Source organism: Enterocloster clostridioformis, assembly GCF_020297485.1.
Lineage (GTDB): Bacteria > Bacillota > Clostridia > Lachnospirales > Lachnospiraceae > Enterocloster > Enterocloster clostridioformis.
This window is the reverse complement of record NZ_JAIWZC010000001.1, coordinates 145,298-168,136: the sequence shown is the minus strand read 5'-3', so window position 1 is coordinate 168,136 and position 22,839 is coordinate 145,298. Positions and strand designations below refer to the sequence as shown.

17 protein-coding genes are annotated in these 22,839 nt (G+C 52.9%); 2 read left to right on the top strand and 15 right to left on the bottom strand.

Annotated features, from left to right (window positions below):
- Window positions 1–3: 3 nt before the first annotated feature.
- From LA360_RS00740 to LA360_RS00720, 5 genes are all read right to left on the bottom strand, one after another.
- Complete coding sequence (locus LA360_RS00740; protein ID WP_022202766.1) at window positions 4–1,377, bottom strand: TrkH family potassium uptake protein; 1,374 nt, start codon at window positions 1,375–1,377, stop codon at window positions 4–6.
- Window positions 1,378–1,529: 152 nt separating this feature from the next.
- On the bottom strand, window positions 1,530–2,351 hold the full coding sequence (locus LA360_RS00735) for a metal ABC transporter permease (protein WP_002587643.1): 822 nt from the start codon (window positions 2,349–2,351) through the stop codon (window positions 1,530–1,532).
- Window positions 2,348–3,124: a metal ABC transporter ATP-binding protein gene (locus LA360_RS00730; protein WP_022202767.1), complete on the bottom strand. Its 777-nt coding sequence runs from the start codon at window positions 3,122–3,124 to the stop codon at window positions 2,348–2,350. The genes LA360_RS00735 and LA360_RS00730 overlap by 4 nt, the downstream gene beginning before the upstream one ends.
- A 36-nt stretch (window positions 3,125–3,160) precedes the next feature.
- Window positions 3,161–4,237 (bottom strand): metal ABC transporter substrate-binding protein, encoded by a 1,077-nt coding sequence (locus tag LA360_RS00725; RefSeq protein WP_057571567.1) that lies wholly within the window; start codon window positions 4,235–4,237, stop codon window positions 3,161–3,163.
- Window positions 4,224–4,901, bottom strand: coding sequence for an HAD family hydrolase (locus tag LA360_RS00720; protein ID WP_002587640.1), 678 nt, complete (start codon window positions 4,899–4,901; stop codon window positions 4,224–4,226). The genes LA360_RS00725 and LA360_RS00720 overlap by 14 nt, the downstream gene beginning before the upstream one ends.
- 168 nt (window positions 4,902–5,069) lie before the next feature.
- Between LA360_RS00720 and LA360_RS00715 the strand changes: the two genes are divergently transcribed.
- Complete coding sequence (locus LA360_RS00715; RefSeq protein ID WP_022202770.1) at window positions 5,070–5,960, top strand: DegV family protein; 891 nt, start codon at window positions 5,070–5,072, stop codon at window positions 5,958–5,960.
- A gap of 35 nt (window positions 5,961–5,995) precedes the next feature.
- Here LA360_RS00715 and LA360_RS00710 read toward each other — a convergent pair whose 3' ends face one another.
- The 8 genes from LA360_RS00710 to ileS form a co-directional block, all read right to left on the bottom strand.
- On the bottom strand, window positions 5,996–6,814 hold the full coding sequence (locus tag LA360_RS00710) for a DUF368 domain-containing protein (RefSeq protein ID WP_022202771.1): 819 nt from the start codon (window positions 6,812–6,814) through the stop codon (window positions 5,996–5,998).
- A 232-nt stretch (window positions 6,815–7,046) separates the two neighbouring features.
- A complete protein-coding gene (locus LA360_RS00705) occupies window positions 7,047–7,262 on the bottom strand; it encodes a hypothetical protein (RefSeq protein ID WP_022202772.1) in 216 nt (71 codons plus the stop codon).
- Window positions 7,263–7,591: 329 nt separating this feature from the next.
- Window positions 7,592–10,045 carry a homocysteine S-methyltransferase family protein gene (locus tag LA360_RS00700; protein ID WP_057571575.1) on the bottom strand — a complete coding sequence of 818 codons (2,454 nt, stop codon included), beginning with the start codon at window positions 10,043–10,045 and terminating at the stop codon, window positions 7,592–7,594.
- Between the two features lie 21 nt (window positions 10,046–10,066).
- Window positions 10,067–11,101 carry a threonine aldolase family protein gene (locus tag LA360_RS00695; RefSeq protein ID WP_022202774.1) on the bottom strand — a complete coding sequence of 345 codons (1,035 nt, stop codon included), beginning with the start codon at window positions 11,099–11,101 and terminating at the stop codon, window positions 10,067–10,069.
- 58 nt (window positions 11,102–11,159) lie between these two features.
- Entirely contained in the window at window positions 11,160–11,810 is a 651-nt protein-coding gene (locus tag LA360_RS00690; protein ID WP_022202775.1) for a vitamin B12 dependent-methionine synthase activation domain-containing protein, read from the bottom strand.
- Between the two features lie 86 nt (window positions 11,811–11,896).
- Window positions 11,897–12,754: a methylenetetrahydrofolate reductase [NAD(P)H] gene (gene metF, locus LA360_RS00685; protein ID WP_057571566.1), complete on the bottom strand. Its 858-nt coding sequence runs from the start codon at window positions 12,752–12,754 to the stop codon at window positions 11,897–11,899.
- A gap of 74 nt (window positions 12,755–12,828) precedes the next feature.
- Window positions 12,829–15,282 carry a glycogen/starch/alpha-glucan phosphorylase gene (locus LA360_RS00680; protein ID WP_022202777.1) on the bottom strand — a complete coding sequence of 818 codons (2,454 nt, stop codon included), beginning with the start codon at window positions 15,280–15,282 and terminating at the stop codon, window positions 12,829–12,831.
- Between the two features lie 115 nt (window positions 15,283–15,397).
- A complete protein-coding gene (ileS, locus tag LA360_RS00675) occupies window positions 15,398–18,532 on the bottom strand; it encodes an isoleucine--tRNA ligase (protein WP_057571564.1) in 3,135 nt (1,044 codons plus the stop codon).
- Between the two features lie 534 nt (window positions 18,533–19,066).
- Here ileS and LA360_RS00670 point away from each other — a divergent pair.
- Entirely contained in the window at window positions 19,067–20,524 is a 1,458-nt protein-coding gene (locus LA360_RS00670) for a nicotinate phosphoribosyltransferase (protein WP_022202780.1), read from the top strand.
- A 66-nt stretch (window positions 20,525–20,590) separates the two neighbouring features.
- Here the strand turns inward: LA360_RS00670 and LA360_RS00665 are convergent, their stop codons facing one another.
- Both LA360_RS00665 and LA360_RS00660 read right to left on the bottom strand, forming a co-directional pair.
- A complete protein-coding gene (locus LA360_RS00665; protein ID WP_022202781.1) occupies window positions 20,591–21,337 on the bottom strand; it encodes an SIR2 family NAD-dependent protein deacylase in 747 nt (248 codons plus the stop codon).
- Between the two features lie 168 nt (window positions 21,338–21,505).
- Entirely contained in the window at window positions 21,506–22,798 is a 1,293-nt protein-coding gene (locus tag LA360_RS00660; protein WP_022202782.1) for a galactokinase, read from the bottom strand.
- Window positions 22,799–22,839 lie beyond the last annotated feature (41 nt).

Genomic DNA, 22,839 nt, shown 5'->3' with positions numbered 1-22,839 from the left:
TCTCTATCCTATGGTAATCCGCTCTGCCGGCAGCTGCACATGGGGCTTGCGGTTGGACCTGGTAAATGCCAGGGCAAAGGACAAGCTTCCGATTCGTCCGCAGTACATAAGCAGTATAATAACAATCCGCGAAAATGAGTTCAGGCTCCTGGTAACTCCCGTGCTCATTCCTGAGGTTCCAATGGCCGAACACGTCTCAAAGAACACATCCGACATGGGCAGGTTCTGGGATACCATAATGGCTATGGTGGCTGCCAGCATCAGCCCCAGGTTGATGGTCAGGATACAGGCTGACTGCCTGATGGACTCGTCCTCCAGCCTTCTTCCGAATATCTCCACCCCGTATGTCTGGCGGATATTGGAATGGACGTAAAGCAGAAGCACTGCCAGGGTACTTGTCTTGATACCGCCGGCCGTGGACCCCGGACTTCCTCCGATAAACATGAGAATGGCTGACAGGAACTTGCTCCCGTCTGTCAGGGCCGCCGTGTCTACATTGTTGAATCCCGCTGTCCTGGGAGTGACCGCGCTGAAGAAACAGGCCAGGAATGTCTCGGAACCATTCAGTCCCACTAGGATATTGCCACGCTCCATCAGGTAAAAGAGTATGGTGCTTGTGATCAGAAGTACCGCCGTTGTAACCAGCACGATTTTGGTGTGAAGCATGTAGTGGCGGAAATCCAGTTTCTTCCTGGACAAATCATCCCAGACAATGAATCCGATGCCGCCCGTGATAATCAGGAAGGATATGGTTCCTATGACCACCCAGTCCCCCTCATAATTGCAGAGGGAAATATATTGGCTGGTGTGTCCCATCAGGTCAAAGCCCGCGTTGCAGAAGGCTGAAACAGAATGAAATATTCCATACCAGGTACCACGGACCAGACCGTACTCCGGAATAAACCGGCAGGACAGTATGACAGCGCCTGCCCCCTCAAATATAGCTGTGCCGATAATGATTTTCTTAGCCAGCTTCACCATGCCGCCAATCTGCAGGGTGTTGACGCTTTCCTGCATAAGCCCCCGCTCCTTAAGCCCGATTTTCCTTCTCAGCACAATGGAAAGGAAAATGCCGATGCTGATAAATCCCAGACCGCCCAGCTGAATCAGCACCAGCAGCACCATCTGGCCGAACAGGCTCCACTGGGTCCAGGTATCCGCCACCACCAGTCCCGTCACGCAGGAAGCGCTGGCGGCCGTAAACAGACAGTTGAGGAAAGGCTCGCTCTGACCATCCCTGCTGGCAATGGGAAGCATCAGAAGCAGGCTGCCTGTCATGATGATCAGGAAAAATCCATAGGCAATGAACTGGGTCTGTGATATATGTTTTTTTAAACGGTAATGTTTTGGTTTTTTTCCAAACAACTTCTCATTCATGTTCCCCTCATTTTAAATCCCACAAGTTATTTTTATGGCGAATCGCTCCGCATAAAGAGCATTTTAGCACTTTAGCCCCGGACTGTCTACTGAAAAACAGGAAATTACCGGCCGGTGAAATAACCGGCCGGTAAAACAGCCGGCCGGAGACATCAGCCTCTCAGGCGGCCCAGTGACTGCCACGCCATAAACAGCAGGAAGGCGCACAGGTTCACCACCACCACGCTGGCCCCGGCCGGTATGGAAAACTGGTAGGATGCCACCATGCCCGCGAAAAAGCAGGCCAGGGACAGGATACCTGAGGACACCATGACGCCTCCGAAGCTTTTGAATACCCGCATGGAGGAAAGGCAGGGAAATATCACGAGGCTGGAGATGAGCATGGCCCCCATCATCCTCATTCCCAGTACAATGGTCACTGCCGTGAGAACGGCTATGATGATATTGTAGCGGCCCACATTGACCCCTGTTGCCTTGGCAAAATTCTCGTCAAAGGTCACCGCAAATATGCGGTTGTAGCATATCACAAACAACCCCAGCACTACCAGGGACAGCACCACGCTGAGCCATACATCCTCCCTGCTCATGGCCAGGATGCTCCCGAACATATAGCTGCTGACGTCCGTGGTCATGCCCGTTGTCAGTGAGGTGACAATGATTCCTAACGCCAGGGCGCTGGCTGATATAAGGGCAATGGCTGCATCGCTTTTAATCCGGCTGTTCTCCGTAATCCGGAGCAGGAAAAAGGCGGCCAGCACCACCACGGGAATGGATATCCTGAGAGGGGACCAGCCCATGGCCAGGGCAATGGACAGGGCTCCAAAGGATACATGGGACAATCCGTCCCCAATCATACTGTACCGCCTGAGCACCAGGCTCACCCCCAGCAGAGAGGCGCACAGGGATACCATCATGCCGCCCGCAAGAGCCCTCACCAGAAACGGATAGGAAAGCATTTCACGTATCAGATTCATGATTTTTCCTCCTTGTGCATATGCAGCTTCACCGCGTGGCATCCGGCTGTTGGCTTGCATCTGCCCTGCTCCTTCTCATGGAAAAAATGACCGGCTGCCTGGCTGTTCATATAGTCATGGGCCGGTCCGTAAAACAGGACCCTTTTTTGCAGGTGAAGTATTTTATTTGCCTCCTCCACCGCGTTTCTCAGGTCATGGGACACCATAAGGATGGCCACCTTATCCTCCCGGTTCAGCCTCCGGATCATGGCGTAAAACTCCTGAATAGCCGTGGGATCTAACCCCGTGATGGGCTCGTCCAATATCAGCAGGGATCTGGTGGCGCACAGGGCCCTGGCTATGAGCACCCGCTGCTGCTGCCCGCCGGACAGCTCCCGGTAGCACTGCTTTCTGAGGGGCGTAATACCCAGCTTCTCCATGTTCCTGTCCGCAATCTCTTTTTCTTTCTTAGAATAAAACGGAAGCATTCCCCTGCGGTTTAAGCAGCCGCTTAATACCACTTCTGAGACAGTGGCAGGAAAATCCTTCTGAGCGGCAGTCTGCTGGGGCAGATAACCGATACCGGTCCTCTTTAGCTCCTCCGCCGTTACAAGCTTCCCGCCGGCAGGCTTGATTAAGCCCAAAAGCCCCTTCATCAGAGTACTCTTGCCGGAGCCGTTCTCACCCACGATACACAGATAATCCCCCGGGTCCACTTCCATATTTACATCGATTACAGCATCCTGGTTATCATATCCGAAATCCACATGCTGGCATTGAATTAATGGTGACATATTTTACCTCTTTTACATTGGTTGTTCCGGCTCAGGTTATTCCAGCCCATACCGCAGGTTCTCCACATTCTGTCTCATGAGCTGGAGATAGGTGACGCCCTCGTCGAACTGCTTCCTGGTCACGTTGTGGCAGGAATGGAGAAGAAGGGGCGCTGCCCCTGTTTCCTCCTGAATGATTTCCGCTGTCCTGTGGCTGGAAAGTTCCAGGTAATAGACGGCCGGAATCCGGTCCTCTTTTACCTTGTCTATCAGATAGGCAATGGTACTGGCGCTGGGCTCCGTGTCCCCGCTGCACCCGGAAAAGGCAGCGCGGTAGGAAAGGCCGTACTCATCCGCGAAATAACGGAAAGGAAACTTGTCCGCCACCACAATCATGTGGAGGCGTCCCTGGTCTGCCACCTGTCTGAACTGGCTGTCCAAGTCCTCAAGCTCCTGCAAATACGCCTGGGTATTGGCCTCAAAGCGGCTTTGCTCCCCAGGGGCCGCCTCCGCCAGGGTCCGGCTTATGATTTTTACGATGGCCTGAGCGTTGACCGGCGAGGTCCATATATGCTCATCGTATTCAATGTGCATCTCATGGCCGTCTTCCTCCTCATGGTCATCCTTCTCATGACCATCCTCCTCATAGACGTCCTCATGGTGGTGTTCGTTCTCCTCCATGCCTTCCACATGCTCTTCCTCCACCACATCCACATAATCCATCATGGTCAAAACCTTCATGTGGCTGGTGTCCAGGGAGCCAAGCACCTTCTTCACCCACTGCTCCATCTCGCCGCCGTTGCAAATCAGCACATCGGCCTCCTGCATGGCGATCATATCTGCGGGCGTAGGTTCAAAGGAATGGCTGTCCATACCCGCGGGCACCACCAGCTTAAGCTTCACCCTGTCCCCCGCAATCTGACGCACAAAATCATAGTAGGGAAAGATGGTAGTCACCACGAGTAGGCGTTCATCCTTGCCCTCCTGGCTGAGGACAGTTGTGTTTTCTGATTCAGGCGGTCTCTGTCCGGCAGCGCATCCCCATATACTTATAACCATGACCACGGCGCCAAGCAGTGCCATGAGCCACGTAATCCCCCTGTATCCCACGGGCATTCTGTCACTCAATTCCATTCACATCCTTTATATACTGAACAACCCGGGACGGATGGTCCGCAATAAGCGCCGGATGAAAGGCCATAAGTTCTTCCCTGGTCCGAAATCCCCAGGTCACGCCCACTGTATCCACCTTTGCATTGTCCCCGGTCTCCATGTCCGTGTTGGTGTCCCCCAGATAGAGGATTTCACTCTTTGAAAGTCCCAGTTCCTCCGCTATGGCCCATACGCCGTCAGGGCAGGGCTTTTTCCTGATTCCCTTATCCTCCCTCTCGCCGTAGACCAGATTAAAATAGCCTTTTCCAAACACGCCCTCCACATTGTCCAGGGTCCTGGGATGTGGCTTGTTGGACAGCACGGCAATCAAAATGCCCTGTGACTTTAAGAACTCCAAAAGCTCCCTGATACCCTCGTATGCCTCCACACGGTACATGCAGCATTTCCGGAATATATCCTGATACCGATCCACCGCTTCATCATAATGGGCCAGCTCCTTATCCCCGCAGGCAATAAGGGACCGCTCCAGCAGCTTCTTATAACCGTCTCCCACATAGAGCCGGCTCTCCTCCACACTGATTTCACGCATGTTCCAATAACTCAGGGTATCATTCACAGACTTCTGGATGGCATAGATAGAATTTACAAGGGTCCCGTCCAGGTCGAATATACAGCATTTATACATTATGGTTACCATTCCTTTCCATGGATATACGTAAATCTGTCTTGACACAACCTACATCATAGCACAGTTCCTTCTGTTTTTCCACTGCATTTGACACCGCACCCCTGGCATGCTATACTTTTTTCAACACAAGACAGCTAAATTTTCCCACATTAGAAGGAGCAAACCATGACGAATTCCTATATGATTACCTGCTGTTCCACAGCCGATCTGCCGGCGTCTTATCTGACGGAGAGAGGCATCCCCTACTCCTGCTTTCATTTCCGTATGAACGGCATGGAATATGACGACGACCTGGGAAAGTCCATTTCCATTGAGAATTTTTACGAGAACATCAGACAGGGCGCCATGCCCACCACGTCCCAGGTGAACCCGGAACAATACGAAGCCATGTTTGAGCCCATATTAAAAGAAGGAAGGGATATCATCCATATGACTCTCTCCTCCGGCATATCGGGCACCTATAATTCGGCGGTCATTGCCAGGGATGAGATGCTGGAGCGTTATCCGGACCGGCGGATTGCCGTCATTGACTCCTGCTGCGCATCCGCGGGCTACGGACTTCTGGTGGACACGGCCTGGGAGAAGATGCAGGCAGGTGCGGAATACGAAGAACTTGTGTTCTGGATTGAGGAGAATAAAAAAAGAGTCCATCATTGGTTCTTCACCTCTGATTTGACCCATTTAAGACGGGGCGGACGCATCTCTGCCTCAGCTGCCTTCTTTGGCAATATGCTCAACATATGTCCCCTGATGAATGTGAATGTGGAGGGCAAACTGATTCCCCGTGACAAGTACCGGGGCAAGAAGCGCGTGATCCGCGAAATGGTGGAGCGGATGAAGGAACACGCACAACAGGGCACTGCCTATAACGGCAAATGCTTCCTGTCCCAATCTTCCTGTCCCGAGGATGCCGGTGCAGTGGCCGGCCTGGTGGAGGAAACCTTCCCCCAATTAAACGGAAAGGTTTTCATCGTGGATATCGGCACTGTCATTGGTTCCCATACCGGTCCCGGCACCGTCTGCCTGGTTTTCTGGGGAGATGAAAGGACCGTGTAGCTTGCGTCTGAAAATCACTTTCTGACACGCTCGCATTAAGCCTTCTGTTCTTTCATGGACATCACATACAAGGCTCCGAAACCGGCAGCTCCGGCCGCAAGACTTGCCGCCAGGTCCACGCCCGCGGGAATGCCGGGAAAAAGTTCAGGCAGGGAACCGAACATGAATCCCAGGATTATCAGATAGGTGGGCTGGGGATGACGGGACATCAGCCGCTCCAGCACCTTTGTGGTCAGGAAAATGCCGCCCAGCACGCCGGCTCCCAGCGGTATCAGGGGAAGGATGTTCAGGGAGCTGATATTTCCTATGATGGTCTCATAGATTCCCAGCATGTAGAGCATCTGTGACACGCTGATTCCGGGCAGGACCAGCCCCACCGCTATGATGAATCCCCCTGCCAGCTGAAGGACCAGGGCGCCGGGCCCGAAACTTCCGTCCGGTGTAAAAATCCCCGGGGGAATCAGGGCCAGGAGCACCACCCCCAGGATGCCTATGACAGGGTAGGCAACCGCCCCCAGGTCCAGCTTTTTCACGCCTGCTTCCCTGTATATCATGGGAACACCTCCGGCCACTGCTCCCAGGAAGAAAAACCGGAGAGGCACATCGGCCCTGGTGGTGAACAGATAGCTGATGAAGCGCGAGAACAGCACCATTCCGATTCCTGCTCCCAGGACGAATTTGAGCAGGAAGGCCATGCTTTCTGCAGGTTCCTTAAAAAAAGAGCTGATGGATGAAATAAGCCTGTCATAGACCCCCATAATCATGGCCATGGAACCTCCGCTTACTCCGGGAACCGTCATGGTTCCCCCAATCCACATTCCTTTTAATATGATATTCATATTGTCACGATTCATTGGATATACTCCTTTTCACCTTCTGTAGCCTTACTGCACACGCGCCCCTTCCGGGACAGCAGTAACGATATTCTACCCCATGCAGCAGGAAAAGTGAATTAATTTTCTGTATATATTTATGACCGGATACGGCTTATTATTGCCCCGGACATGAAAATAATCCCGGAGTACAGGCTGGCACACCTTTCTCCGGGATTTATTTTTTGAGGAATATGATTATGTAATAATACGCTTAATTAATGCCGCACTGGGAATTTCCCGGCATCATGCTGACACCCATCTGTGACAGCATGGAATTCAGGTCCTGGCCGCCCTTCTGGTACTGTACTGCCTGGGGACAATTTCCCGCATTGTAAAGCGCTGCATTGCAGTCATTTATATTTGCCATATTGGTGCCGCATGCAGAGCCCAGCATTGCAGCAAGTGCCATAGATGAAACTGATAACATAGTATGTCCTCGCTTTCTTTATTACAGATGTTACAAATCTGTTTCTTTTTTGTTACAAAACTATATTATCACATTTTAGGCGCTCTGTGTCTGGGAGTTATTGGAAAAACTACGATCTTTGTCTTTTTTGCGGATTTTTCATGACCTTGGTAATATTTTCCTATCCCTCATCCGGGGACCATTTCCACAAGGCGGAGGATGAGCTTGCCATCATACAAATTCTCTGTCTGCCACATTACCCGTCAGCTGAAACAGCTGGGGCAGATGGTTCCTCAGGTGGATGGGGATTCCCGTGTAAGTCCGTGAAAACAGAGGAGCTTCCCGGCGCTCTAAGCGCCAAAGATCTGCTCCGCATAATTTACAGATGCCATGGCATCCCTGCAATAGGCGTCAGCGCCTATGGTCCTGGCATAATCCTCTGTCAGCACAGCGCCTCCCACCATCACCTTCACGGTGGCGGACGCGGCTCTTAACTGGCGGATGGTTTCCTCCATGCTGGGCACGGTGGTGGTCATGAGGGCGCTCAGGCCCACCAGGGCAACCTGGCGCTCCACGGCCTCCTTTACAATGGCCTCCGGAGGCACGTCCCTTCCCAGGTCGATGACCTCATAACTGTAATTTTCCAGCAGAACCTTCACGATATTCTTGCCGATATCATGGATGTCACCTTTCACCGTCGCCAGGATGATGGTCCCTTTCTTTTCCTGGGTCTGTCCGCTTCCATCCATAGCTGCCTTGATGACCTCAAATGCAGCCTTGGCAGCCTCCGCGCTCATAAGAAGCTGGGGCAGGAACACGGTGCCCTTCTCAAATCCTTTTCCCACACGGTCCAGGGCCGGTATCATCTCACTGTTGATGATATCTAACGGTTCCCGCTCCTTTAACAGTGCGCTCACCGCGTTGTGGGCTGCTTCCTTAAGGCCTCTCTCAATGGCTGCTGACAGGGCCGGCCCCTGGCTTTCCCCGGCCTCTCCTGACCCGGATTGATGGTCTGCCTTTGTCCCGTCCTGGCTGCCGCCCCTTCCGATGGTCTGGCCCAGGCCCGCGCTCTGGCCGCTGTACACACTGATATACTGGCCGCACTGGGGATCCCGGTCCATAAGCGCGTTAAAGCTGTAGTAAGCACGCATCATGGCCTCGGAGTTGGGGTTTATGATGGCGGCTCCCAGCCCACATTCCATTGCCATGGTAAAGAACGCGGCATTGATGATTTCCCTCTGGGGCAGTCCGAAGGATATGTTGGATACCCCCAGCACGGTTCCCACTCCCAGCTCGTCCCGGATACGCCGCAGCGTCTCCAGGGTGGTAAGGGCCCCCCTGCTGTCGGAACTGACCGTCATGCAGAGTCCGTCCAGAATGATATCCTCCGGTCCGATTCCGTACTCCGCTGCCCGGTCTATGATTTTCCTTCCCACGGCCAGACGTCCCTCTGCCGTATCAGGAATACCGGACTCGTCCAGACAGAGTCCCACTGCCACCCCGCCGTATTTTGCCATCAGCGGAAAGACGCGGGTCATGGACTCTTCCTTGCCGTTGACAGAGTTAATCAGCGGTTTCCCGTTGTAGATGCGCATGGCCCGTTCCATGGCTTCCATGTCCGAGGTGTCGATTTGAAGGGGCAGGTCGATGATGGCCTGAAGCTCCCTTACAGCCTCCTCCATCATGGATGGCTCGTGGATTTCAGGTAGTCCCACGTTCACATCCAGCACATCCGCTCCGTTGTCCTGCTGGCTGACGCCCTCTTTCAGGATATATTCCAGATTGTGGTCCCGCAGGGCCTGCTTGAATTTGGACTTGCCGGTGGGGTTTATGCGCTCCCCGATGATGATTGTCTTACCACCCACAGTCACTGCCTTTGCATAGGAGGACACCACGGTGCGGTGTTTTTTCTCCGGCCACACCACAGGCATGTCCTTACACCGCTGCGTCATCAGGCGTATATGCTCCGGGGTGGTGCCGCAGCACCCTCCCACTACCACGGCGCCCATGGACACAATCTCCTCCATGACAAGGGCAAAGCCCTCAGCGTCTATATCGTACACCGTCTTTCCGTTTTCGCTTCTCGGAAGGCCCGCATTGGGGTTTACCAGCACAGGAAGGGAGGATACCCTCAGAATTTCCTCCAGGATTCCCTTCATCTGCACAGGCCCCAGGCCGCAGTTGATTCCCAGTGCATCCACCCTCAGTCCCTCCAGCAGGGCCACGGTGGACTCCACGTTTCCGCCGGTCAGAAGCTTTCCCTTTTCATCAAATATGACGGTTGCGAACACAGGCAGGCGTTCCCCTGTATCCGGCCTGAATCCGGCCTCCCTGGCAGCCAGCACCGCGGCCTTCAGCTCATAGCTGTCGCTCATGGTTTCAATCAGGACCAGGTCCGCTCCCGCCCTGGCGCCTATGGACACCACCTCTTTATAAAGCTTCACCGCGGCCTCAAATTCCAGGTCCCCCAGAGGTTTGAGAAGCCGTCCCGTAGGGCCCAGGTCCAGAGCCACGTATCCGTGGCCTGCCTCCTTAACCGCGGTCCTGGCGTTCTCCACCGCGGCTGTCACGATGGGTTCCAGATCCTCCTTAAATTTAAGCCCGTTGGCGCCAAATGTATTGGTGGTCATGATGTCCGCGCCGGCCTCCAGATAGGACCGGTGTATGGATATGAGCACATCCCTGTGGGTCAGGTTCCACCGCTCAGGAAGCTCTCCCGGTTTCAGGCCCCGGGCCTGGAGCAGGCTTCCCATTCCGCCGTCGCAGAACAGGCGGCGCAATTTCATCTCTTCTAATATTCTCATGGTCATTCTCCGCAAGTCCTCTTAACTGTTCAAAATGTCGTTTACCAGGATGTCCACCTGTTCCCCGCTGGTAATCCAGCTGGTGCAGAGGCGGATAGCCGTATGACTTTCATCCACCCTTCCCTGGTTGGTGTAACTGTACTTGTCCTTCCACGACTCCAGCAGGGAATCCGGCATGATGGGAAATACCTGGTTTGTGGTGTTTTCCACCAGGAAGGGGTATCCCTTTTTGGCACAGGCGCAGCGGATCTTGTCTGCCAGCCTGTCCGCGTGGGCTCCCAGCTCAAAATACAGGCCGTCCCGTAAAAGCTCTCCAAACTGTATGCCCAGAAGACGTCCCTTGGCCAGCATACCGCCCCGCTGCTTGATATGGTAGCGGAAATCCGCCTTCAGCTCGTCGTTCAATATGACCACAGCCTCCCCGAAAAGCGCCCCCGCCTTGGTTCCGCCGATATAGAATACGTCACATGCCGCCGCCAGGGACTTAAGGTCCAGGTCATTCCCCTCTGCAGCCAGGCCGTATGCCAGACGGGCGCCGTCCACAAACAGGTACAGCCCGTACTTTCTGCACACCTCATACAGGTTCTCCATCTCAGACCTGGTATAAATAGTGCCCAGCTCCGTGGGGTTGGAGATGTATACCATCTTTGGCTGCACCGTGTGCTCAAAGCTTTCGTCCCGGATATGGGCCTGGTACAGCTCCTCCACCTGCTCCGCAGTAATCTTGCCGTCCTCAGAGGGCAGAGCCAGCACCTTGTGACCGGCGGCCTCTATGGAGCCTGTCTCATGTACATTGATGTGAGCCGTCACAGCACCCGCCACTCCCTGATGGGAACGCAGGGCAGACGCAATGACTGTCATATTGGCCTGGGTGCCTCCCACCAGGAAATGGACCGCTGCGTCCTCCTGGCCGCAGAGGCTGCGGATGATGCCCGCGGCCTCTGCGCAGTAATGGTCCTCCCCGTATCCGGGAGTCTGCTCCAGGTTAGTCTCAGCCAGTTTCCTGAGTATGCGCTCATGGGCGCCTTCGCAGTAATCACAGTTAAAACGAATCATAATATAATTCCCCTTTTTATTTTATTTTTATACCGCCGCCTTAAGGGGCTGTCCCTTGTTATCTCCGGTAGGGGCAGTCCGTCTTGGCACAGGCTTCACAGCCTTTTACGTCACAACGGTATGGTTTCCTGCTGGCTCCCATGACCGCGGAAACAGATTTGGAGGGCAACATGAGAAGACTGTCCGTCAGCTTGATGCCGATGCGCTTTCCCGCCTCCAGGGCCTCCAGAAGCATTCCCTGGCATTCCAGCGGAAAATCCCCGTAACCGGGGCTGAACCTGGGGCGCAGATACCGGCCTTTCGCTTCATATTCCGACTTTATCACGGTACACACCTGATCGCAGTACTCCTCAATCATGGCCGCTGCCGCTGCCTGCATGACCACGGCCCGGCTCATCTGGAGACGGCTGTACTTCTGAATCAGATGGTCGGCCCCGCAGCCAAGGGTGGCCGCAAACACGATTATCTGGTCACAGTCCTTCAGATTTCCCCACAAGTTCCTGCTCCTGGCCTTGAAACACCCCCCGTCAATCCTGTAATCCTCTCCCAGAGACAGAGGATATTCCCGGTACAGATGCCTGGGCGTGGCGGCCTCCCATAATTCCGCCATGGACTGCTCCACCATGGCCGTCACTGCCTCGTCCGCCTCCTGCCCCCTGTATCCCAGATAGCGGAGGACCTCCCTCCTGTCTACGTCATGTATGTCCATATGTTCATTCTCCCGATGTTTTTCTCCCGATGTTTTTTCTCCTGAGATTCATTCTCCCGCTCTGTATCCGGCCCTATAAAATCTCCCTATAAAATCTCCGACAGGTTTTCCTTTATCTTCATGGCCACATCCGGCTTATTCATGGAATATACATGGATGCCGTTGACCCCGTTGGCAATCAGGTCAATGATCTGGTCCGTGGCATAGGCTATTCCGGCCTGCTTCATGGCCGCCGGATTGTCCCCGAACCGGTCCACAATGGACATAAACCTGGATGGCAGGCAGGTCCCCGACATCTGGGTAATCCGCCGTATCTGTTTTGCGTTGGTAACAGGCATGATACCGGCAATCACAGGCACCTGGATTCCCTTTTCACGAATGCGGTACAGGTAACTGTAAAGGATGCTGTTGTCAAAAAACATCTGGGTGGTGACAAAATCGCATCCGGCCTCCACCTTCTGCTTCAGGTAATCCATGTCCACAGACTTGTTGGCTGATTCCACGTGGCCCTCCGGGTAACATGCAGCCCCGATGCAGAAATCACCTGCCTTCTTGATTTCCCGTATCAGCTCGGAGGCATAGTGGTATTCCTTTGGCGTACTGCCATCCTGGGGAATATCCCCCCGCAGGGCAAGTACATTTTCAATACCGCGCTCCTTTAACTCGCCCAGTACATGGTGCACTTTTTCCCTGGTGGATGACACACAGGTCAGATGCGCCAGAGGCGTCACTCCGTACTCCTCCTTGATGGCAGAGGCGATTCCCACCGTATAATCGCTGGTTCCCCCTCCTGCCCCGTATGTAACGCTCATAAACGACGGCTTCAGCTTTGCAATCTTTGCGGCCGCCTTTTCCACGGAATCATATGCATCCTCTGTCTTTGGGGGAAACACCTCAAAGGAGAGGGTGGGCTTTCCTACTGCCAGTATCTCACGTATTTTCAATCTTCTTTCCCTTCCTTCTGCGTCATCCAAAAAAGCTCCGGCACCCCAATAATCAGGATTGCCGGAGCAAGCATTTACATTTCTACGGTCACTTTCTTCAGATGCCAGATATCCTTCACATACTCCTCAATGGTGCGGTCAGATGTGAACTTTCCGCAGTTGGCCATGTTAAGGATGGCTGCCTTAGCCCACCATGCCTGGTCCCTGTAAGCCTTATCCACCCTCTGGTGCGCCTCGGCATAGGAACGGAAGTCCTTGAGGATAAAGTAAGTGTCAGCCCGGTCGCTGCTCTTGGTGTTCAGAAGAGAGTTGTAGATATCCCTGAACAGCTCTGGGTTATCCGGCGCATAGTAGCCGTTAATCAGCTGCATAAGCACACGGCGTATTTCCTGGTCATTGTTAAAGATATCCATGGGGTAATAGCCGCCGTTGTTCTCGTAGTTAATGACCTCGTCGGAGGACATACCGAAGATAAAGGCATTGTCCGCACCCACTTCCTCCACGATTTCCACATTTGCCCCGTCCATGGTTCCCAGGGTAAGGGCTCCGTTGAGCATAAACTTCATGTTGCTGGTACCGGATGCCTCCTTGCTGGCCGTGGATATCTGCTCGCTGACATCGGCTGCCGCAAATATAAGCTCTGCGTTGGATACGCGGTAATCCTCGATGAACACTACCTTAATCTTGCCGTTAATGGACTTGTCATTGTTGATGACATCCGCCACGGAATTGATGAGCTTGATGGTCAGCTTAGCCCGCTTGTAGCCTGCGGCTGCCTTTGCGCCGAAGATAAAGGTTCTGGGAATCATATCCATATCCGGATTATCCTTCAGCTGGTTGTACAGATACATCACATGGAGAATATTCATCAGCTGGCGCTTATACTCGTGAAGCCGCTTGACCTGCACGTCGAAAATGGAGCGCGGATCCACGTCAATGCCGTTATTCTCCTTGATGTATCTGGCAAGACGCAGCTTATTCTGGTACTTGATGTTCATAAACTCAAACTGGCACTTCTCATCCTCTGCAAAGAGTTCCAGCTTCTTGATATGGGGAAGGTCGGTTATCCACTCATCTCCAATCTTGGAGGTGACCCAGTCTGCCAGAAGCGGGTTGCCGTGAAGCAGGAACCGTCTCTGGGTTATTCCGTTGGTCTTGTTGTTGAACTTCTCCGGCATCATCTCATAGAAGTCTTTTAACTCCTGGTGCTTAAGGATTTCCGTGTGAAGCCTCGCAACGCCGTTGACGGAAAAGCTGGCTGCAATTGCCATGTAAGCCATCTTCACCTGGCCGTCGTAGATAATGGACATTTTGCGCAGCTTTTCCTGGTTGCCCGGATACATGGTCTGTATCTGGTTCTGGAACCTGCGGTTGATTTCCTCCACAATCTGGTAGATTCTGGGCAGAAGCCGTGAGAACAGCTCGATGGGCCACTTCTCCAGCGCCTCTGACATGATGGTGTGGTTTGTATAAGCGCAGGTCTTGGTGGTTACCTCCCACGCCTCATCCCATGTGAGTCCCTCCTCGTCCAGAAGAATCCGCATCAATTCAGGGATGGCAACCGTCGGGTGGGTGTCGTTCAGCTGGAACACTACCTTTTCATAGAATTTTCTGATGTCATCGTGCTTCTCTTTATACTTTCTCACCGCCCTCTGTACGCTGGCGGAGATAAAGAAATACTGCTGCTTCAGACGCAGTTCCTTGCCCGCGTAGTGGTTGTCGTTGGGGTAAAGGACCTCCACAATGGTCTTGGCCAGGTTCTCCTGCTCCACGGCCTTCTGGTAGTCTCCCCTGTCAAAGGAATCCAGATTAAAGGTGTTGATGGGTTCCGCGTCCCAGATACGTAGGGTATTCACCACATTATTGCCGTATCCGATGACCGGCAGGTCGTAGGGCACCGCGCGGACAGACTGGTATCCGTCCTGTACGAAATGGTTCACTCCGCCCTGGTTCTCAATGCGCACAAAGCCCCCGAACTTAACCTCGGCTGCATACTCCGGCCTGCGGATTTCAAAGGGGTTGCCGTCCTTCAACCAGTTATCCGGCACCTCTACCTGGTAACCGTTCTCAATCTTCTGCTTGAACATGCCGTAGCGGTAACGGATACCGCAGCCGTAGGCCGGATAACCCAGGGTTGCCAGCGAATCCAGGAAGCAGGCCGCCAGACGTCCCAGGCCTCCGTTTCCCAGGGCAGCGTCCGGCTCCTGATCCTCAATCACATCTAAATCAAAGCCCATCTCATCCAGGGTTTCCTTAATCTCATCCCTGGCGCAGATATTGATGATGTTATTGCCCAGGGCACGGCCCATGAGGAACTCCATGGACAGGTAGTATACTGTCTTAACATCCTTTTTCTCATATTCCTTGTGAGTGGCAATCCACTCGTCAATGATGACATCCTTCACAGCATAGGCCACTGCCTGGAATACCTGATGAGGGGTCGCTTCATCAATGGTCCTTCGGAACATATTCTTTACGTTGTCCACCACGCTGCGCTTGAAGGTTTCCTTATCAAATCCTTTATTCATCGGCCATTATCCTCCTGCTTTCAGTTCCGCTTTTATACAGAACTATTGTATGTAAATCATTCCCAAATTATCAGACGGGGCGGGGTTTTATACGCCCCGCCTCACAATCTTACCATTATTTCATGGTCTTTTCAACACCGAGCATTACATTTTCGCCGTTAATGTTCCACTCTTTGACAAAGCCGGACATGGCTCCAATGCTGATATGGTCTGCCATGACCTCTGTTTTGATCTCGTCCGCATGCTCCTTAATCAACCCGGCAATCCGGTCATTTCCATCCTGGAATACACTGATATGGTCCATGACCTCAAATCCGGCCTCCTTGCGCATGGTCTGAATCTTGCTTATGAGCTCCCTCACAAAGCCCTCCTCAATCAGTTCGGGCGTCAGGTTGGTATCCAGCACAACGGTCACATAGTTGTCTTCCTCTGTCACATAACCGTCCTTCTGGGATACATCGATCAGCAGGTCGTCCTTTGTCAGTACCACTTCCTGGCCGTCATAGTCAAAGGTAAGCTGTCCCTTTTCATTCAGGGTGTCCATGGCGGCGCTGCCGTCAATATCGGTCAGGGTACTCCGGATCCGGTTTAACAGCTTGCCGTACTTTGGTCCCACTGTCTTTAACTGGGGCTTGAAGGTATAGGAGGTGAATTCCCTTACATCGTCTGAGAAAATCACCTGCTTCACATTCAGCTCTTCCTCGATAATCTGCACATAGAACCTTGACAGCTCGTGGTCAGCCTTCACATACATCCGGGCAATGGGCTGTCGGTTCTTGATGTTGGCCGCATTCCTGGCCGCACGTCCCATGACAACCACCTTAAGCACTTCATCCATGTCGGATTCCAGCTCAGTATCAATCCAGGACTCATTCACCCCCGGGAAGTCGCACAGATGTACGCTTTCAGGCGCGTTTCCATCCACCTTTCTCACGATATTCTGGTAAATCTGCTCTGTCATGAACGGAATCATGGGAGCTGCCGCCTTTGCCACGGCCACAAGGGCCGTGTACAGGGTCATGAAGGCATTAATCTTATCCTGCTCCATTCCCTTTGCCCAGAAGCGCTCACGGCTTCTGCGCACATACCAGTTGCTTAAATCATCCACGAACTCCTGGAGGGCTCTGGCAGCCTCAGGAATCTGGTAATTCATCAGACTGTTATCCACTGTCTTTACCATGGAATTCATCTTGGACAACATCCAGCGGTCCATGACGGGAAGCTTGTCGTATTCCAGGGTATATCTGGTGGGGTCAAAATTGTCAATATTGGCATACAGCACCCAGAATGCATAGGTATTCCAAAGGGTACCCATGAATTTGCGCTGTCCCTCGGTCACTGCCTTATCCTGATAGCGCTTAGGAAGCCAGGGCGCGCTGCAGGTGTAGAAGAACCAGCGGATGGCGTCCGCGCCGTGGGCTGCCAGGGTATCGAAGGGATCCACCGCATTGCCCTTGGACTTGCTCATCTTCTGTCCGTTTTCATCCAGCACAAGCCCCATGACAACTACATTTTCATAAGGCGCCTTGTTGAACAGCAGGGTGGACTCCGCAAGAAGGGAATAGAACCATCCTCTGGTCTGGTCCACTGCCTCGGAGATGAACTGGGCCGGGAACTGTGACTCGAACAGCTCCTTGTTCTCAAAGGGGTAATGGTGCTGCGCAAACGGCATGGCGCCGGAGTCAAACCAGCAGTCAATCACCTCAGGCACACGCTTCATTGGCTTCTGGCACTTGGGACACCTGATGTTTACCGCGTCAATGTATGGACGGTGAAGCTCAATTTCATCAGGGCAGTTATCGGATAAGCTTTTTAATTCCTCAATGCTTCCGATGGAATGCTGGTGTCCGCACTCACACTCCCAGATATTGAGCGGGGTGCCCCAGTAGCGGTTTCTGGAAATGCCCCAGTCCTGGATATTCTCCAGCCAGTCACCGAACCGGCCCTTGCCGATGGAATCCGGAATCCAGTTAATGGCATTGTTGTTGCGGATTAAGTCATCCTTCACGGCAGTCATTTTGATGAACCAGGACTCTCTTGCATAGTAAATGAGAGGGGTCCCGCAGCGCCAGCAGTGGGGATAGCTGTGCTCAAAGCTGGGAGCCGAGAAAAGCAGTCCCCTGGACTTAAGGTCCTTTAACACCATGGGGTCCGCATCCTTCACAAAGGTGCCTGCAAAAGGAGTTTCCGCCGTCATATCGCCCTTGGCGTCCACCAGCTGTACAAAGGGAAGGTCGTATTTGCGGCCAACGTTGGCATCATCCTCACCAAATGCAGGTGCAATGTGTACGATGCCGGTACCGTCTGTCAGTGTTACATAGTCAGCGCAGACCACGTAGTAGGCTTTTTTGTGCTGCTTCTCGCACAGGGGCACGGAGCAGTCATAGAGGGGCTCATATTCCTTGAACTCCAGGTCCTTGCCCTTGTAAGTCTCCAATACCTCATAGTCCCCGCCCAGCACGGTATCTGCCAGGGCCTGGGCGATATAGTAGGTATAGCCGTCGCCTGTCTTTACCTTTACATAGTCTTCTTTAGGGTTCACGCACAGGGCCAGGTTGCTGGGAAGGGTCCACGGCGTGGTGGTCCATGCCAGGATATATGCATCTTCTCCCTTTGCCTTGAAGCGGGCAATGGCGGAACGCTCCTTTACATCCTTATAACCCTGAGCCACCTCATGGGAGGACAGCGGGGTGCCGCAGCGCGGGCAGTAGGGAACCACCTTAAAGCCCTTGTACAAAAGGCCCTTGTCCCAAATCTGCTTAAGAGCCCACCACTCGGACTCGATAAAGCTGTTGTCATATGTTACATAGGGATTGTCCATATCGGCCCAGAATCCAACGGTGTTGGAGAAATCCTCCCACATGCCCTTGTACTTCCAGACGCTTTCCTTACATTCCTTAATGAACGGCTCCAGACCGTACTGCTCAATCTGCTCTTTGCCGTCCAGTCCCAGCTTCTTCTCAACCTCCAGCTCCACAGGCAGGCCGTGTGTGTCCCATCCGGCCTTTCTCGGCACCATATATCCCTTCATGGCCCGGTATCTGGGAATCATATCCTTGATTACACGGGTCTCCACATGGCCGATATGAGGCTTGCCGTTGGCAGTTGGCGGTCCGTCATAAAATACATAAGGCCTGCAGCCCTCCCTCATCTTGATGCTCTTTTCAAAGATGTGCTCTGCTTCCCAGAATTTCTCCACTTCTTTTTCCCGTTCCACAAACTTAAGGTCTGTGGGGACTTTGTCATACATAACGTCTTCCTCCGTTCCATTCATGATAGATTTCTATTCTGGTATGTGAAAAAGATTGTATATCCTTCCATGAAGCAAAAAAGGCTTCCGTCCCGAACAGGACGAAAGCCGTAAGCCGCTTCGTTTAACCACCTATTACTGCATACCATCATATGAGTTCCCTTAACGCGGGAAACGCGTCCCGGCCTATCATGCGCTGCTGACGCATCCCTTCAGCCGGACAGCTCCGGAGTGATTTTCAGTTCTGCATTACTTACACCGGTTCCCACCATCTCCGGCTCTCTGTAGCGTTCCTGCAGGCCTACTGTCTCCATCTAAGCCTTTTCCATTTAACCTCTTTATTATAATAACCCGCACGTAAAATGTCAACCGTGTATCTGATTTTCGTTTGGATTGTTAATATTTTATCATTTCGTTTGCCTTTTCCAGAATATGTGTTATACTACTAACCAATATTACTGCACAGCCGTCAATATCCTGCCGCACCGCATACTCTGCGTACAGCACACCGGCTGCGCCCAGGGAGGAACCTATATGGAGCAGAGAAATCTTACCTTACTCACAGACCTGTATGAGCTAACCATGATGCAGGGATATTTCAAAGAAAAAGATGCCAATGAAACCGTTGTATTCGACATGTTTTACAGGACCAATCCCCACGGCAACGGCTTTGCCATCTGTGCAGGATTACAGCAGGTCATTGAGTACATTGAGGACCTGCATTTTGACGACAGCGACATTGAATACCTGAGAAGCCTGGATATGTTTGAGGAGGACTTCCTGAGCTATCTCCACGAATTCCGCTTTACAGGCGATATCTACGCCATTCCGGAGGGAACCGTGGTTTTCCCCAGGGAACCTCTTGTCAAGGTTATTGCTCCCATCATGCAGGCCCAGCTCATCGAGACGGCACTGCTTAACATCATCAATCACCAGAGCCTCATTGCCACCAAGACAGAGCGCATCGTCTATGCGGCCAAGGGCGACGGCGTTATGGAATTCGGACTGCGCAGGGCCCAGGGACCGGATGCCGGCACCTACGGCGCAAGGGCAGCCATGATAGCCGGATGCATCGGCACCTCCAATGTGCTCTGCGGAAAAATGTTCGATGTCCCGGTAAAGGGAACCCATGCCCACAGCTGGATTATGAGCTTTCCGGACGAGCTGACCGCCTTCCGCACCTATGCCAAGCTCTATCCCTCCGCCTGCATCCTGCTGGTGGATACCTATGATACCTTAGGTTCCGGCATCCCCAATGCCATCCAGGTATTTAAGGAGATGAGGGAAGCCGGTATTCCTCTTACCTTCTATGGCATACGTCTGGACAGCGGCGATTTGGCCTACCTGTCCAAAAAGGCCAAAAAGATGCTGAACGAGGCCGGATTCCCGGACGCAGTGATTTCCGCCTCCAACGACCTGGATGAAAACCTGATCAACTCCCTGAAAATGCAGGGCGCCACCATCAATTCCTGGGGCGTGGGCACCAACCTGATTACAGCCAAGGACTGCCCGTCCTTCGGTGGCGTATACAAACTGGCTGCTGTCATGGACAAGGCCACCGGCCAATTTGTACCCAAAATCAAGCTGTCCGAAAACGCCGAGAAAATAACCAATCCCGGCAACAAAACCATACAGAGGATTTACGATAGGGCCACCGGCAAAATCATAGCAGATTTGATTTGTCTGGTGGGCGAGGAATTCGACACCCGCAATTCCCTCCTTCTCTTTGACCCCTTAGAGACATGGAAAAAGACCATGCTGGCACCTGACAGCTATACCATGCGGGAACTGATGATTCCCATTTTCCTGAACGGAAGATGCATGTACCAGTCGCCGAAGGTAATGGATATCCAGGCCTACTGCAAAAAAGAGCTGGATACCCTGTGGGATGAATCCAAGCGTCTCATCAACCCGCACACAGTCCATGTGGACTTGTCCAATGAGCTGTGGCACACAAAAAACCAGCTGCTGGATTCCTTCCACAGGAAATAAACAGGCCGGAACGTGTAAAGGCCGGAACCGCCTCCTCTCAAATTAGGGGATGCGGTCCCGGCCTTCTTATATCTCTCCATCCACCAGAAGGGGAAGGACATTCTGCGGAAGGTCGTATATGACCATATCGGCCTTCTCATCCAGCGGCCTGGGTATCCGGTGGATAATGACCATCTTTCTGCCCTGGAAATATCGTATGTAGTTGCTGTAAACCTCTGACCGCAGGCTGGTTCCCAGTACCAGGAGCACGTCGGCCCTGGCTATCTCCTCCGTGGTGCGGCTCATGATACTGCTGTCCACCATCTCCCCGTAGAGAGAGGTACCGGGACGTATCATAGTCCCGCAGTCCTTACAGCGGGGAACATGGCTGGAATCCCTGATTTCTTCCATGGAATACAGGCGGCTGCAGTGGGGACACCTGTTCTTGTAAATGCTTCCGTGAAGGTAAATCACATTCCTGCAGCCCACCTGTTCCGGCAAATCAAAAATATTGGTGGTGACAATACACTGAAGCTTGCCCTCTTCCTCCATCCTGGCCAGCGCCCTGACAGACGGAGTCATGTTGGGAATCTTTTTCAGTATCTCCTCGCGGTAAAATTCATAGAAACGTTCCGGCCTTCTGGACAGACAGGAAATATGAAACAGTTCCTCCGGTGATTCCGAATATTTCTGTTCGATCTCATATGCCCGTCCTTCCTGCTTAAGTCCCAGAATGCCTCCCTCTTCCATCATCCCGGAACCGCAGATGGCAACCGTATAACTGCTGTCTGCCAGAATCTGCTTCAGGAGTTCCAATGTTTTTTCGCCAATCATACCCGCTCAGTCCTCCTCTTATTCTGATTGTTCCAGAGCGTGTCCAAAACCCACACACTCTGACATCATTATACCGCAAATCCCCCCGCCTTACCACAAGGATCCGCGGGAACTGTAAGCGTCAGCCCCGTAAATCACGGCGTTTTATGTCGAAAAAACAGAACACAGCTAAACCAGGTCATTGAAACAGATGGCCCCGTGGGGGCGAATGCTCATTCTGTAGGCGCTTCCCTCCCCTGTACATTTTTCAATGTAGTGTATGAATTCGTCCACCAGCTCATTGGGCAGCACTGCCATGATGACGCCGGCAAAGCCTCCTCCGTGAATCCTGCATGCCCCCCTCTGCTTTTCTGCTATAAACAGCTCCGTAAGGGCCAGGGTAACTGTGATTCCCTGCTCCTGGTAATTGCTGTTGGTAAAGCAGTTCTGAAGCCATTTCCAGGAGGAATTGCCGGACGCCGTTATATTGGTTAAGAAATCTTGAAAACGGTTCTCCTTAAGGGCAAGCACCTCTGCCTCCACCCTCTTATTCTCCTCAAAGAAATGCAGGGCCCTCAGCACGGATCGGTCCCCGGCAAATTGCCGTACCTCTGCCAGGTTATCTATCACCTGTTCCTCGGATACCTGGGACAATACCTCTTTTCCAAAATACCGGGCCACCTTTTTCATCTCGGCGGGAACCGCGGAATAATCCGCGCTTAAGTCAGCGTGGCCCTTGCCGGTCTGTACAATAATCAGGCTGTGGTCTTGGGAACCAAAGTCAAAGTCTATCTTTTCCACCTCAGGTGTCAGCGGCTCCATGAAATCAATGGTGATAAGACCGCCCACGGCACATGCCATCTGGTCCAGCAGGCCGGACGCCTTGTCCCAGTAATTATTTTCAGCGAACTTGCCGATATGGGCATAAGCCACGGTGCTCATGCGGCTTTCATTGAAAAATGTGTTGAGCATGGAGCACAGCAGCATCTCAAAGGAGGCAGACGAGCTGACCCCGGCTGCGCTTATGACATTGCTGGTGATATATGCGTTGAATCCTCCCACGCTGTAGCCGGAATCCTTAAATCCCTGGAGAAGGCCCTTTACCAGGTCCACGGTTCCCGCTTTTTTCTCGCTGGGTTCCAGATGGTTCAGATCAATGGTAAAATCCTGGTTATATGTCTCGCTGACAATATGTACCTGGTTGGATTCATTCTTTCCGGCCACGCCCACACAGTCCAGGTTAATGCTGCCTGCCAGCACCTTGCCGTGGTTGTGGTCCGTGTGATTGCCGCTGATTTCCGTCCTGCCCGGCGAGGAGAACAGCATCACATCCCCTTCCCCGCCAAACATCTTCTCATATCCGGCCAGCAAATCCTCATAGCGCTTTACATTGGCCTCTACCCCGTCTTCCCCGTAGAGCTGCGCCATAAGAGTCCTGGCGCCGTCACTCTCCAGCAGCTTTACCGTCTCGTTTACCTTCATGATTTACCTCTCCTATCTTTTCTGAAACTTCTGAATTCAGT

Bases quoted from the DNA above. Each gene is read 5' to 3' on its own strand.
- LA360_RS00740 (WP_022202766.1), bottom strand. From the start codon at position 1,377: ATGAATGAGAAGTTGTTTGGAAAAAAACCAAAACATTACCGTTTAAAA.
- LA360_RS00735 (WP_002587643.1), bottom strand. From the start codon at position 2,351: ATGAATCTGATACGTGAAATGCTTTCCTATCCGTTTCTGGTGAGGGCT.
- LA360_RS00730 (WP_022202767.1), bottom strand. From the start codon at position 3,124: ATGTCACCATTAATTCAATGCCAGCATGTGGATTTCGGATATGATAAC.
- LA360_RS00725 (WP_057571567.1), bottom strand. From the start codon at position 4,237: ATGGAATTGAGTGACAGAATGCCCGTGGGATACAGGGGGATTACGTGG.
- LA360_RS00720 (WP_002587640.1), bottom strand. From the start codon at position 4,901: ATGTATAAATGCTGTATATTCGACCTGGACGGGACCCTTGTAAATTCT.
- LA360_RS00715 (WP_022202770.1), top strand. From the start codon at position 5,070: ATGACGAATTCCTATATGATTACCTGCTGTTCCACAGCCGATCTGCCG.
- LA360_RS00710 (WP_022202771.1), bottom strand. From the start codon at position 6,814: ATGAATCGTGACAATATGAATATCATATTAAAAGGAATGTGGATTGGG.
- LA360_RS00705 (WP_022202772.1), bottom strand. From the start codon at position 7,262: ATGTTATCAGTTTCATCTATGGCACTTGCTGCAATGCTGGGCTCTGCA.
- LA360_RS00700 (WP_057571575.1), bottom strand. From the start codon at position 10,045: ATGAGAATATTAGAAGAGATGAAATTGCGCCGCCTGTTCTGCGACGGC.
- LA360_RS00695 (WP_022202774.1), bottom strand. From the start codon at position 11,101: ATGATTCGTTTTAACTGTGATTACTGCGAAGGCGCCCATGAGCGCATA.
- LA360_RS00690 (WP_022202775.1), bottom strand. From the start codon at position 11,810: ATGGACATACATGACGTAGACAGGAGGGAGGTCCTCCGCTATCTGGGA.
- LA360_RS00680 (WP_022202777.1), bottom strand. From the start codon at position 15,282: ATGAATAAAGGATTTGATAAGGAAACCTTCAAGCGCAGCGTGGTGGAC.
- ileS (WP_057571564.1), bottom strand. From the start codon at position 18,532: ATGTATGACAAAGTCCCCACAGACCTTAAGTTTGTGGAACGGGAAAAA.
- LA360_RS00670 (WP_022202780.1), top strand. From the start codon at position 19,067: ATGGAGCAGAGAAATCTTACCTTACTCACAGACCTGTATGAGCTAACC.
- LA360_RS00665 (WP_022202781.1), bottom strand. From the start codon at position 21,337: ATGATTGGCGAAAAAACATTGGAACTCCTGAAGCAGATTCTGGCAGAC.
- LA360_RS00660 (WP_022202782.1), bottom strand. From the start codon at position 22,798: ATGAAGGTAAACGAGACGGTAAAGCTGCTGGAGAGTGACGGCGCCAGG.